This window comes from Sulfurivermis sp. (assembly GCF_059410345.1).
In genome coordinates, this window is record NZ_JBLJDO010000001.1 from 352,837 (window position 1) to 365,874 (window position 13,038).

12 protein-coding genes are annotated in these 13,038 nt (G+C 61.6%); 6 read left to right on the forward strand and 6 right to left on the reverse strand.

Annotated elements, in window-relative coordinates:
• Positions 1-4 precede the first annotated feature (4 nt).
• From mnmA to ACMV8A_RS01685, 3 genes are read right to left on the reverse strand one after another with little or no spacing between them, the layout of a single operon-like run.
• Positions 5-1,078 carry a tRNA 2-thiouridine(34) synthase MnmA gene (gene mnmA, locus ACMV8A_RS01675; protein ID WP_495324004.1) on the reverse strand — a complete coding sequence of 358 codons (1,074 nt, stop codon included), beginning with the start codon at positions 1,076-1,078 and terminating at the stop codon, positions 5-7.
• A 26-nt stretch (positions 1,079-1,104) separates the two neighbouring features.
• The gene (locus tag ACMV8A_RS01680) at positions 1,105-1,554 is read right to left on the reverse strand and encodes an NUDIX hydrolase (protein ID WP_495323979.1); all 450 of its coding nucleotides are present in this window, start codon (positions 1,552-1,554) and stop codon (positions 1,105-1,107) included.
• Positions 1,454-2,125 (reverse strand): pseudouridine synthase, encoded by a 672-nt coding sequence (locus tag ACMV8A_RS01685; RefSeq protein ID WP_495323980.1) that lies wholly within the window; start codon positions 2,123-2,125, stop codon positions 1,454-1,456. Before ACMV8A_RS01685 ends, ACMV8A_RS01680 begins: the two co-directional genes overlap by 101 nt.
• A gap of 103 nt (positions 2,126-2,228) precedes the next feature.
• Here ACMV8A_RS01685 and ACMV8A_RS01690 point away from each other — a divergent pair, with 103 nt between their 5' ends.
• The 4 genes from ACMV8A_RS01690 to clpA all read left to right on the forward strand — a co-directional run bounded on the left by ACMV8A_RS01690 (position 2,229) and on the right by clpA (position 9,272).
• A complete protein-coding gene (locus ACMV8A_RS01690; RefSeq protein ID WP_495323981.1) occupies positions 2,229-5,093 on the forward strand; it encodes a putative bifunctional diguanylate cyclase/phosphodiesterase in 2,865 nt (954 codons plus the stop codon).
• A gap of 75 nt (positions 5,094-5,168) precedes the next feature.
• Complete coding sequence (gene icd, locus ACMV8A_RS01695) at positions 5,169-6,425, forward strand: NADP-dependent isocitrate dehydrogenase (RefSeq protein ID WP_495323982.1); 1,257 nt, start codon at positions 5,169-5,171, stop codon at positions 6,423-6,425.
• A gap of 238 nt (positions 6,426-6,663) precedes the next feature.
• Positions 6,664-6,987, forward strand: coding sequence for an ATP-dependent Clp protease adapter ClpS (gene clpS / locus ACMV8A_RS01700; RefSeq protein WP_495323983.1), 324 nt, complete (start codon positions 6,664-6,666; stop codon positions 6,985-6,987).
• 20 nt (positions 6,988-7,007) lie between these two features.
• Complete coding sequence (clpA, locus tag ACMV8A_RS01705) at positions 7,008-9,272, forward strand: ATP-dependent Clp protease ATP-binding subunit ClpA (RefSeq protein ID WP_495323984.1); 2,265 nt, start codon at positions 7,008-7,010, stop codon at positions 9,270-9,272.
• Positions 9,273-9,503: 231 nt separating this feature from the next.
• Here clpA and infA read toward each other — a convergent pair whose 3' ends face one another.
• The 3 genes from infA to ACMV8A_RS01720 all read right to left on the reverse strand — a co-directional run bounded on the left by infA (position 9,504) and on the right by ACMV8A_RS01720 (position 10,951).
• Complete coding sequence (gene infA, locus ACMV8A_RS01710; RefSeq protein WP_495323985.1) at positions 9,504-9,722, reverse strand: translation initiation factor IF-1; 219 nt, start codon at positions 9,720-9,722, stop codon at positions 9,504-9,506.
• A gap of 186 nt (positions 9,723-9,908) precedes the next feature.
• Positions 9,909-10,142 carry a hypothetical protein gene (locus tag ACMV8A_RS01715; RefSeq protein ID WP_495323986.1) on the reverse strand — a complete coding sequence of 78 codons (234 nt, stop codon included), beginning with the start codon at positions 10,140-10,142 and terminating at the stop codon, positions 9,909-9,911.
• Between the two features lie 53 nt (positions 10,143-10,195).
• Positions 10,196-10,951, reverse strand: coding sequence for an arginyltransferase (locus ACMV8A_RS01720; protein WP_495323987.1), 756 nt, complete (start codon positions 10,949-10,951; stop codon positions 10,196-10,198).
• A 192-nt stretch (positions 10,952-11,143) separates the two neighbouring features.
• On the opposite strand from ACMV8A_RS01720, the gene ACMV8A_RS01725 reads away from it, so the two are divergent.
• Together ACMV8A_RS01725 and ACMV8A_RS01730 are read left to right on the forward strand one after the other, a co-directional pair.
• A complete protein-coding gene (locus tag ACMV8A_RS01725; RefSeq protein ID WP_495323988.1) occupies positions 11,144-11,773 on the forward strand; it encodes a hypothetical protein in 630 nt (209 codons plus the stop codon).
• A gap of 96 nt (positions 11,774-11,869) precedes the next feature.
• A complete protein-coding gene (locus ACMV8A_RS01730; protein WP_495323989.1) occupies positions 11,870-12,955 on the forward strand; it encodes a ShlB/FhaC/HecB family hemolysin secretion/activation protein in 1,086 nt (361 codons plus the stop codon).
• Positions 12,956-13,038 lie beyond the last annotated feature (83 nt).

Sequence of the window (13,038 nt, forward strand, 5' to 3'; positions counted from 1 at the left end):
GGGCTCAATCCGGAAATGCAGGCGTAGTCTGTTCAATGATGCCGCCGCCGAGGCAGATGTCGCCATCGTAAAACACCACGGACTGCCCCGGGGTGACGGCGCGTTGGGCCTGCTCGAAGCCCACCTGGCAACGTTCGGCGCTCAGGGCCGTGATGGTACAGGGTTGATCGCCCTGGCGGTAGCGCACCTTGGCGAGGCAGGCGTGGGGCAGGGGCGGCGGCGACCCGGCGACCCAATGCAGCTGGCCCGCCTCCAGGGCGCGGCTGAACAGCCGCGGATGGTCGTGGCCCTGGTCCACCAGCAGCACGTTGTGCTCCACATCCTTGCCCACCACGTACCAGGGTGCCTCGGTATGTTCCTTGCGGCCCCCAATGCCGAGCCCCTGGCGCTGTCCCAGGGTGTAGTACATCAGGCCGTCGTGGCGGCCGACCGGCTCACCGGCCGGGGTGCGCATCTCGCCGGGACGGGCCGGCAGGTAGCGGGCCAGGAAATCTTTGAAGCGGCGCTCACCGATGAAACAGATGCCGGTGCTGTCCTTCTTGTCGTGGGTGACGAGGCCATGGTCCTGCGCCAGCCGACGTACCGCGCTCTTGTGCAGCTCGCCCACCGGAAACAGGGCGCGCGACAGCTGTTCCTGTTGCAGGGTGTAGAGGAAATAGCTCTGGTCCTTGTCCGGGTCGAGTCCCTTGCGCAGGCGGTAGATGCCGTTTTCTGCATCGACGCGGGCATAGTGGCCGGTGGCGATGGCGTCCGCGCCCAAGTGCAGCGCATGGTCGAGAAAGGCGCGGAACTTGATCTCCTTGTTGCACAGGATGTCCGGATTGGGTGTGCGCCCGGCGCTGTATTCGGCCAGGAAGTGGCTGAATACGCGCTCCCAGTATTCGGCGGAGAAGTTGATGGTGTGCAGAGGGATACCGAGCCGCGCGCACACCGCCCGCGCATCGGCCAGATCGACCGCAGCGGCGCAGTATTCGGCATCGTCGTCCTCCTCCCAGTTCTTCATGAACAGGCCTTCGACGCGATAGCCCTGCTGTTGCAGCAGCAGGGCGGCGACGGAAGAGTCGACGCCGCCGGACATGCCGACGATGACGTAGGGCTGGCGGCTCACGCCATCTCCGTCAGCAGTGCCAGCGGGTAGCGCTTGCCGGCGAGGTAGTCGTCGATGCAGCGCAGCACCAGCGGACTGCGCAGGGCGCTGCCCAGCGCCGCCACTTGGTCGCGGCTGAACCACACCGCACGCAGGATGCCGGTGTCGAGCGGGCGCGCGGGGTCGTGGCCGGTGATGCGGCCGGTGAAGGCGAAGCGCAGATAGGTGATGTCGCTGTCGGGCTTGCGCCAGCGGTACACTCCCAGCACCGCCTCGGGCACGAAGTCGTAGCCGGTTTCTTCCCGTGTTTCGCGCGCCGCGCCGGTGATCGGACTTTCATCCTCCTCCAGATGGCCGGCGGGCTGGTTATACACCACGCGGCCGTCGGCCTCTTCCTCCACCAGGAGGAACTTTCCGTCCTGCTCCAGCACGCTGGCCACGGTGACGTGGGGTTTCCAGATGTCCATGGTTTTCTTCCTTCAACAGATTTGCGTATTCGTCGGGGGCCAGTTCGCGCCACTGCCCCGGTGCCAGGCCCTGCAGGGTCCACGGGCCGATGGCCCAGCGCACCAGGCGCAGGGTGGGGTAACCCACGGCGGCGGTCATGCGCCGCACCTGGCGGTTGCGCCCCTCGCTGATCACCAGCTCGATCCAGCGTGTCGGGATGGCGGCACGATAGCGGATGGGTGGGTCGCGCGGCCACAGTTGCGGTTCCGCCAGCAACCGTGCTTCAGCCGGTGCGGTGGGGCCGTCGTTGAGCTGCACACCGCGGCGCAGCCGCTCCAGCGCCGCCTCGTCCGGCCCCCCTTCCACCTGCACCCAATAGATTTTTGGCAATTTATGGCGGGGATGGCTGATACGGTGCTGCAGCCTGCCGTCATCGGTGAGCAGCAACAGCCCTTCGCTGTCCATGTCCAGCCGCCCTGCCGGGCGTATGCCGGGCTGCGTCAGGTAGGCGGCCAGGGTGGGGCGGCCTTCCGTATCCGTGAACTGGGGCAGGACGCCGTAGGGCTTGTTGAACAGGACGACGGTGGTCACGTAGCGGGCTGAAGTCGGGTGCGTGGCGTGTGCGGCGGTGGCTATGGTACCGTTGACGGGTTTTCAATACCACATCATCCCCACAAAACATAAGAAAAACATAATGTCGTACGGCTTGCGGAGTATACGCCGGCGAATCATTGCCCTGTCGCTGGTGTTGACCACATTGCTGCTCGGTGCCGTGCTGCACACCGAGGGCCGCGTGCGCGACGCCGTTGCCCGCTCCCAGGAGGGGGTGGTGCGCCAGCAGGCGTTTACCGCCGGGTTTGCCGAGTTGAAGAATACCGTCTATTCCATGGAGGGCGGGCTGTATCGTTATGCCGTGTTGCAGGACGATACGGCGCGTGCCGGCGTGGAACTTCTGCTGCATGAGATAAGTCAGCGCAGCGCCCTGCTGCAAGAGTCCAGTGTGCTGGCGGACGATCGCGACGTACGCCACAGCTTTGAGACCCTGGTCACCACGCTCGGCCTGCTGGACCGCGAGGTACAGGACCTGCTCGATATCATCGGCACGCTCAATAAACGTTTCCCCGCCTCGCCGATCATCACCGACAAGCTGTATCCGCTGAACATCGAGTTCATCGCCTCCCTGGAAGAGGCTGTGCTCGGGCTGGAGATGGAGGCCGGTGGCGCCTTTGCGCGGGACATGCAGCGCCGCCTGCAGGATGTGCGTTACCTGTGGTCACAGCAGATCAGCGCGGTGCGCATGTACATCGCCAACCGTTCCGGTGTGTTCGGCTCGGCAGAGGCGGGCATGTTGCAGCAACTCAGCGCCCGTGCCGAATACGTGAACGAAATCCGGCGTCAACTGGCTGTGCTGCGGCGGCAGGCGCAAGCCGCGCAGATGCCCATATTGCAGGACTCGTTGCACACCATGAGCGGAATCATCGACGCCTATGAGCAGCAGTTTGGCGCGGTAGTGGAGATCTATCAGTCGGGCGGGTGGCGCGGTGATATTGCAGAGCTGCGCAACAGCATCCAACCGTTGCTGGCCGAAGTGCGGCGGGGTTTCAGTGCTGTCGAGGCTCGGCTGGGAGAAATGGGCTCGCAGGGCGTCATGGGGTCGCTGCGACTGGCCGAAGAGCTAACCGCTTTCCTGTGGCGTATCGCCGGCGTGGTCGTGGTGTTGCTGGGTATGGCCTATCTCGCCTATGAGTTCACCATCCGTCGCCCCATCGATCAGGTCATCCTCGCCTTGCGGGCCCTGGGCAAGGGCGAGGCCTATACGCCGCTGCTGAAGACCTCCGCCTACGAAACCGAGTCACTGCTGCACGCCTTCCGTGATATGCAGAATCAGGTCCATGGGCGCGAGATGCGCCTGGCGTCGATCCTCGACAATGCCAGCGACGGCATCGTCACCATCAACGAAGACGGCATCATCGAAACCTTCAACGCCGCCGCCGAATCACTGTTCCGCTATCAGGCGGAGGAGGTGATTGGGCAGAAGGTCAACCTGCTGATGCCGCACCCCATGCGCGAGGAGCACGACAACTACATCCGCCGATACATCGAGACCGGTGAGCAGCGTATCATCGGCAATGAAATGAATGTCAACGCCCAGCGCAAGGACGGTACCATCTTCCCCATGTCCATCAAGGTGGGCGAGATGATGCTGGATGGGCGCCGTTACTTTACCGCCATCGTGTCGGATATCAGCGAACGCAAGGCCATGTTGGATCACCTGCGTCATCTGGCTGAGCATGATTCGCTGACCGGCCTGTACAACCGTCAATATTTCACCGATGAGCTGGAACGGGTGATGCAGCGTTCCATGCGCCAGTCCGGGTTGAATTGTGCCCTGTTGTATATCGACCTGGATAACTTCAAATTCGTCAACGATACCCTGGGGCATCTGGCCGGTGACCGGGTGCTGATCGAAGTGGCTGGACTGATCACCAAGCGCAGCCGCAAGAGCGACATGATCGCTCGTCTCGGCGGCGATGAGTTTGCCGTATTGCTCTACGACGTTGATCTGGAGCAGGCGAAATTCACCGCAGAGAGCTACCGGCAGCTGATGGCCGACTACACCTTCCGTCATGAAGGACGGGTGGTGGATATCGGTTGTTCCATCGGATTGTCCATGTTTGAGCATGATGTCACCTCGCGCGAGGATCTGATGGCGCGCGCCGACATTGCCTGTCACATGGCCAAGCGGGCCGGGCGCAATTGTGTGCATGTCTATCAGGCCGACGATCGGGCCAATATGGACACCATGTTTGCCGACATGGGCTGGGCGCGCAGCATCAAGCAGGCCATCGAGCAGGATGGCTTCGTATTCGCCCTGCAACCCATCGTCACCATTCCGCACCGTTCCATCGTCAGTTACGAATTGTTGTTGCGCATGCGCGGCGAGGGCGATGAGATCATTATGCCGTCGGGCTTTATGCCCTCGGCCGAGCGCTTCGGCCTGATCCTGGATATCGATCGTTGGGTGGTGCGCAATGCCATCCGCCTGCTGGCGGACGGTGTGGTCGAGCCTGCCGCACGCCTGTCGGTCAACCTGTCGGCCATGGCCATCGGTGATGCCGAGGTATTGCACCTGATTACCGAGGGGCTGGCTCAGCATGGGGTGGATGCCCAGCGCCTGACCTTCGAAATCACGGAAACCATCGCCATGGCCGACCTCACGGCGGCGGTGGATTTTCTTGCCAGTCTGCGCGGCCTGGGCTGTGCCACGGCGCTGGATGATTTTGGCGTCGGCTACAGTTCCTTTGCCTACCTGAAGGATCTGCCGGTGGACTACGTCAAGATCGACGGTTCCTTCGTGCGCGATATCGCCAAGGACAGCGTACAGCTGGCGATGGTGAAGTCCATGAACGAAATCGCCCACGCCATGGGCAAGCGTACCGTGGCCGAGTACGTGGATAACGACGAGGTATTGCGCCTGCTGGGCGAGATCGGCGTCGATTTTGCCCAGGGCTACCTCACCGGCAAGCCGCGCCTGGTCGATGCCCCGGCGGACGTCTGAACTGCCAACTGACACTCCCCTGTCGCGGGTGGTAGAATCCGGCCTCAATTTTTCCCGCTATCCCACGGAGCAGTCATGGCCTACGACAAGATCCAGGTGCCCGCCGACGGCACGAAAATCACCGTCAACCCCGATTTTTCCCTCAATGTGCCGGCCCGTCCGATCATCCCCTTCATCGAGGGCGATGGCACCGGCGTCGACATCACCCCGGTGATGCGCAAGGTGGTGGATGCGGCGGTGGCCAAGGCCTATGGCGGCCAGCGCTCCATCGCCTGGATGGAGGTCTATGCCGGCGAGAAGGCCAACAAGGTGTATGGCTCCGACGTGTGGCTGCCGGCGGAAACCATGGAGGCGGTGCGGGACTTCGTGGTGTCCATCAAGGGCCCGCTGACCACCCCGGTAGGTGGCGGCATCCGCTCCCTCAATGTGACCCTGCGTCAGGAACTGGATCTGTATGTCTGCCTGCGTCCGGTACGCTACTACGCCGGCTGCCCCAGCCCGGTGAAGGAGCCGGAAAAGACCGACATGGTCATCTTCCGCGAGAACTCCGAGGACATCTATGCCGGCATCGAATGGGCCGCCGGCACGCCCGAGGCGCAGAAGGTCATCGATTTTCTGCAGAAGGAGATGGGCGTGAAGAAGATCCGCTTCCCGGCCACCTCCGGTATCGGCATCAAGCCGGTGTCCAGCGAAGGCACCAAGCGCCTGGTGCGCAAGGCCATCCAGTACGCCATCGACAACGGGCGCGACTCGGTGACCCTGGTGCACAAGGGCAACATCATGAAATTCACCGAAGGCGCCTTCAAGAGCTGGGGCTACGAGCTGGCCCAGCAGGAGTTCGGCGCCCAGCTGCTGGACGGTGGCCCCTGGATGGTGATGAAGAACCCCAAGACCGGCAAGGACATTGTCATCAAGGACGTCATCGCCGACGCCTTCCTGCAGCAGATCCTGCTGCGCCCGGCCGAGTACAGCGTGATTGCCACCCTGAACCTCAACGGCGACTACATCTCCGACGCCCTAGCGGCGCAGGTGGGCGGCATCGGTATCGCCCCGGGCGCCAATCTGTCCGACTCGGTGGCCATGTTCGAGGCCACCCACGGCACGGCACCCAAGTATGCCGGTCAGGATAAGGTGAACCCCGGTTCCATCATCCTCTCCGCCGAAATGATGCTGCGCCACCTGGGCTGGCTGGAGGCCGCCGATCTCATCGTCAAGGGACTGGCCGGCGCCATCAGCGCCCGGACCGTGACCTACGATTTCGCCCGTCTGATGGACGGCGCCAGGGAACTGTCCTGCTCGGCGTTTGGCGATGCGATGATCGATCAGATGTAAGTGGCGGTCACAAAAAACGGGGCAGGCGCCGCAAAGTGCCTGCCCCGTTTTCTTTTGTGGCGCGGTGGGTCGCCGCGCAGCGCACAGGATTCCAGGCTTTCCCCACACTGCCCGCGTGGAATTTTCCCTGCCCGGCCAACTCTAACAGCAGCATGCACCCAACTTGTTACAATGGCAACGCTTGGAAAAGCACCCCCAAGACTTTATGTTAGTAACCGTAGGTAACAGGTAAGGAACCATGGCAGAAAGCGATCATCAACACGGTGACCACCGCGATTTGGCGGTAGAAGAGGATCGCCCGCAGCTCAAGCGCCCACCCATGTACAAGGTGGTGCTGCTGAACGACGACTACACACCGATGGAGTTCGTCGTGCACATACTGGAAATTTTTTTCAACAAGGACCGCCCGGCGGCCACACGAATCATGTTGGCGGTCCATACTGAAGGCAAGGGGGTGGCTGGTGTGTACAGCCGGGATGTCGCCGAGACCAAGGTGCAGCAGGTCAACAGCTATTCCCGTAAGCATCAGCACCCGTTGATGTGCGCCATGGAGGCCGAGTAGGTCTTAAAGAGAGGCTGACCATGCTGACGAAAGAACTGGAGTACACCCTCAATCAGGCCTTTAAGGCGGCCCGTGAGCAGCGTCATGAATTCATGACGGTGGAGCACCTGCTGCTGGCCCTGCTCGACGAACCCACCTCGTCGGCGGCGCTCAAGGCCTGCGGGGCCAATATGCAGCAGCTCCATAACGACCTGGTCGGCTTCATCGACGACACCGTGCCTCTGCTCGCGCCGGACAGTGAGCGCGAGATTCAGCCCACCCTCGGCTTTCAGCGCGTGTTGCAGCGCGCGGTGTTCCATGTGCAGGCATCGGAGCGCAAGGAGGCCAATGGCGCCAACGTGCTGGTGGCCATGTTCAGCGAACAGGAATCGCAGGCGGTGTATTTCCTCAATCAGCAGAACATCACCCGCCTCGACATCGTCAACTACATCTCCCACGGCATCTCCAAGTTGAGCGGCGAGGGGGATGAGGAGCCGGCCCGTTCCAGTGAGGAAGAGGGGGGCGCCGACACGGCGCAGAAGCCGCTGGAGGCCTACGCCTCCAACCTCAATGCGCTGGCGCGCCAGGGCAAGATTGATCCGCTCATTGGCCGTGCCGCGGAAATCGAACGCACCATTCAGGTGCTGTGCCGCCGCCGCAAGAACAACCCGCTGTTCGTCGGCGAGGCCGGTGTGGGCAAGACCGCGCTGGCTGAAGGGCTGGCGAAGAAAATCGTCGACGGTGAGGTGCCCGAGGTGCTGGCACACAGCACGGTGTATTCCCTCGACTTGGGTGCATTGCTGGCCGGTACCAAGTACCGCGGCGACTTCGAGAAGCGCCTCAAGGCGGTGTTGGCGCAGCTCAAGAAGGAACACGGTGCCATTCTGTTCATCGACGAGATCCACACCATCATCGGTGCCGGCGCGGCATCGGGTGGCGCCATGGATGCCTCCAACCTGATCAAGCCGGTGCTGGCCAACGGCGATCTCAAGTGCATCGGCTCCACCACCTATCAGGAATACCGCGGCATCTTCGAAAAGGACCGCGCCCTGGCGCGCCGCTTCCAGAAGATCGACGTGCCCGAGCCGACGGTGGAGGAGACGGTGCAGATCCTGGAAGGGCTGAAGAGCCGCTTCGAGGAGCATCACGACGTCAAGTACACCAAGGCGGGACTACGCGCCGCGGCTGAACTGGCGGCACGCTATATCAATGATCGCCACCTGCCCGACAAGGCCATCGACGTCATCGACGAGGCCGGTGCCAACCAGCGCATGCAGCCGGTGTCCAAGCGCAAGAAGACCCTGGGCGTGAAGGATATCGAGGCGGTGGTGGCGAAGATTGCCCGCATTCCGCCCAAGAGCGTGTCGGCCTCGGACCGCGAGGGCCTGAAGAATCTGGAACGCGACCTCAAGCTGATGATCTACGGCCAGGACGAGGCGATCACCACCCTGTCCTCGGCCATCAAGATGGCCCGCTCCGGTCTCGGTGCCGAGCAGAAGCCCATCGGCTCCTTCCTGTTCGCCGGTCCCACCGGCGTGGGCAAGACCGAGGTGACGCGCCAGCTGGCCAGTATCCTCGGCATCGAGTTGATCCGCTTCGACATGTCCGAGTACATGGAGCGCCACACGGTTTCGCGCCTCATCGGTGCGCCGCCGGGCTATGTCGGCTTCGACCAGGGCGGTCTGCTCACCGAGGCTATCACCAAACACCCGCACGCGGTGCTGCTGCTGGACGAGATCGAAAAGGCCCATCCGGACGTGTTCAACCTGCTGCTGCAGGTGATGGACCACGGCACGCTGACCGACAACAACGGGCGCAAGGCCGACTTCCGCAACGTCATCCTGGTGATGACCACCAATGCCGGTGCGGAGCAGACCAGCCGCCGTTCCATCGGCTTTGCCGAGCAGGACCACAGCAGCGACGGCATGGAGGTGATCAAGAAGATGTTCACCCCCGAATTCCGCAACCGTCTCGATGCGGTGATCCAGTTCAAGCCGCTGGACGAGGAGAACATCAAGCACGTGGTCGACAAGTTCATCATGGAACTGGAGACCCAGCTGGAGCAGAAGGGGGTGACGCTGGAAGTGGATGCCGCCGCCCGTCGCTGGCTGGCCAAGAACGGCTACGACCCGCAGATGGGCGCCCGCCCCATGGCCCGCGTCATCAAGGAAAAGCTGAAGAAGCCGATGGCGGAAGAGTTGCTGTTCGGCAAGCTGGAAGGCGGTGGTCACGTCCTAGTGAGCGAGCAGGGCGACGAGTTGACCTTCGAGTTCGAAAGCAAGAAGGAGGCGGCGCTGATCGACTAAGGAAGCTCTGAATAAGTTCAGAGCTTCCGCGGCACAGGGAGGTGCTGCCATGTTCCAACGATGATAAATCGTTGGAACATGGAGCGAATCGAAAATCACATTTTTCGATTCGCGTGGGCTGAGAAGTCCAGGATGGACTTATTCAGACCTTCCCTAAGTCGGCCCCCGTTGCGGCAATAAAAAACGCCCGGCCTCGCAAGAGACCGGGCGTTTGTGTTTGGACGGCAGCGCTTAACGGGCGCGGAAGGTGATGCGGCCCTTGCTCAGGTCGTAGGGGGTGACCTGGACGGTGACCTTGTCGCCGGTGAGGATGCGGATGTAGTGCTTGCGCATCTTGCCGGAGATATGGGCGGTAACGATGTGGCCGTTCTCCAGCTCTACGCGGAACATGGTGTTGGGCAGGGTCTCGATGACCGTGCCTTCCATTTCAATGCCTTCTTCCTTCGCCATACGGTGTTGCTTGCGCCTCGCTCGAAAGGGATGCCTGGCGTGTGGTTAACAGAATAGAGAGACCACAGGCCTGTGATAAGCCCGCAAGTTTGCCTTATTTTGCGTTGCAAGGCAAAGCTTTATGGTCGGTTGGGGAAGAATATGCCCCTGCCGGCCCCCGCGCCGGGGAGGAGTGGCGGCCTGCGCTCAGCTCGCGGCCCGTTGCCAGGCCAGCCGGGTCCAGGCGACGTGCGGGTGAATCACCTCGTTGGTCAGCACGATCTCCATCCCCAGGCGCTCGCGCAGGGTGCCTTGTGCGGCGTCGGCGGGGAGATCGGCTTCCAGGGCGTGGTAGTGACGGTGATTCAGGTAGAGCAGGTTGGGCCGATAGCCGTGTTCCCGCTCGAAGGTGTGGGCCAGCTGATAGACGAAGCTCAGCATGCTGCCTCCTCTGCAAGGTCGGGGAATGACCGTGCTATTTGTGAGTATAGCGGCTATTTGTTCTCCTGCGATGACAGGTTCGTTACCAATTCATGCCAGCCGCCACCCTTGTAGACCTCCAGGGGACGAAATCGTTTCTTGTAGGCCATGCGGGGGGATTCTTCGATCCAATAGCCCAGGTAGACATAGGGCAGATTGCGCCAGCGGGTTTCTTCCACCTGCCACATCACGGCATAGGTGCCGAGGCCGCGGCTGGCCTCGTCGGGGTCGAAAAAGGTGTAGACGGCAGACAGGCCATCGCTCATCAGGTCGATGACCGCCACCATCAGCAGGCGCCCCTGATGGCGGAACTCCACGAAGCGGGTGTCCATCCAGCGACTGCCGAGGAATTCCAGATAGCGGGCCGGGTCGTCCACGTCCATGCCGCCGTCGGCGTGGCGGCTGTGAATGTATTTACGATAGAGCTGGTAATGCTCCTCGTGGTATTCGGCCGGCAGCACCGATACGGCGAGGTCGCGGTTGCGCTGCCAGGCGCGGCGCTGGCTGCGATCCGGGGTAAAGGCGCCGACCGGGATGCGTGCCGGGCGGCAGGCATCGCAGGTCGGGCAGCGCGGCCGGTAGACGTAGTTGCCGCTGCGGCGGAACCCCAGTTCCGCCAGCACGCTGTACAGCGCCGGCGTCATCGGCGCGTGCGGATCGGCAAACAGCGTGATCGCCTCGCGCTCGGCCAGGTAGCTGCACTGGTGCGGCGGGCTGGCGTAGAACACCAGGTCGGCGGGCAGCACGGAAAAGGCGTGGGGACTGGTCATTTCGGCATTGCTCGGTAATGGACGGCCAGTTGTCGCACGAGTGTTCCGAAGTGTATATTGCCACAGTAAAAGAAAGGTTTTGTCGGGCAGCATAATAAGCAGTCACCGACACCAATGGGCCAATAAACCATACCATAGGACTAAGGTTTGGGTGTAGGCAAGGACCGGGACTTCAACAGGGACAGGATGACAATGAAACTTGTTGGCCGCGACGGCCATTATTGTGGTCCTTTGGCGGCGATCATTGCCTCAGTGCTGATCGGCATATTTTTAAGCGCGTGTGCCACAACTCCCGATCCGGATCTATCTGACGAGAGTCACTTCCAGTTACTGGACGACGGCAAACCACTGTCGACCATCTATGTCGATACGGCGCAGTGTTCGAGCAGTGCCGTCATTCTTCATTCCGATTTCGACCGTGCATCAGACGTCATGTGCGATGGCTTTAACAGGGAAATGCATCGGGCCGCGCAACGTCTTGGCTTGAAGGTCGTGACAGTTGCCAAAGGCCAATTTGTACGGGGAGAACAACAACGCAGTGATCTTGCTCCGAGCGCGTTGCCTGCCGAGCCAGCGGATGAATACCGGATTGTGGTTGCCCATTGGACATACTTCGAGCAGTCGCGGACCGGTGGACGGGCGACGACTGGATCGTTTGGGGTGCGGGCCTACGTCTATCGCAACCAGGACAATGTCTTTTTGCAGAAAACGCGTTATGAGAACAGCAAAAGCGGGTATTTGAGCGGTATGGAGGAGGCCGGCAGGAAAACCGCCCGGCAGCTGGTCGCGGATTTGTTTGAAAGAAAAGACACGACGAAATAAATGTCCAGCCGGATGAGGTTTACACGGGGGGCGAGCTCCGGGTCGTGGGGAGCGCTATTGATATTGGTTGCGATGTTTTTGCCCGCAGGTATTGCGATGGCTCAGACGACGCTGGAAGCCGAGGAACTGCGGCTGCGCTCCCGGGAAGAGGCTGAAGAGCGAGTGCGGCGTCAACAGGCACCGGATGTCCGGCTGCGCGCTGACGTGGAGCCACGCGCAGCCTTCGTTCTGCCGGAAGAGACGCCATGCTTTACCGTGCAGGATATCCGTCTTGCCGGCGCAAGGCTTGATGCGTTTCCTTGGGCACAAGGATATTTCGACCAGTTCGCCGGCCAATGCGTCGGCGTCGAAGGGCTGAACCTGATACTCAAAGGGCTGGCGGGGAAGTTTATCGAGAAGGGTTATATCACCACCAGGGTTCTGCTGCCGGAACAGGATATTTCCGCAGGCAGAGTGGAGTTCTTGCTGGTTCCAGGCGTTGTGCGCGAGATTCGGTTCTCCTCAGAGGTTCCCGGACGGACGTGGAAGGCGGCATTTCCCGTGCGCCCGGGAGACCTGCTGAACTTGCGCGATATCGAACAGGGCCTGGAACAACTTAAGCGGGTTCCGTCGCAGGATGTGAGTTTCAAGGTTGTCCCGGGCGCTCGACAGGGCGAGTCGGATATCGTCATTGACATTACGCGAGCGACGCCATGGCGCGTCATGCTGTCTGTTGATGATGCCGGTGCCAAGTCTACCGGCAAGCTGCAAAGCTCGATGGCGGCGTACCTGGATAATCCCCTGGGGCTGAACGATACGTTCAGCGTCAGTATCAATGGCGATCTGGAGCAGAAAGGAGAGGAGCGCGGTACCCGCGGCGACAGTATCTTGTACTCCGTCCCTTGGGGGTACTGGACGGTAGCTGGTTCGAGCAGCGCCAACTATTACCACCAGACCATTCAGGGGCTCACGCAGTCGTTTGTATCGAGCGGCACCATTCAGAGCGCGGAACTCAAGGTCGGTCGCATGGTTGAACGCGATCAAGTGAGCAAGACAACACTGCAATTTCGCGTTGTCAAGCGCCGCAACCGGAGCTATATCGACGATACGGAGGTGGCGGTACAGCGGCGCGAAGTGACGTCTGCCGAAATTTCTGCATTGGCCTGCCCCAGGTTTCACGTACACCTAGTTAAGGTGGCATGATGAAACCTGGAGGTAAGAAATGGCAAGAAGGCAATTTAGTCGGGAATTCAAATTGGGGGCGGTTCGGCTGGTCCGTGATCAGG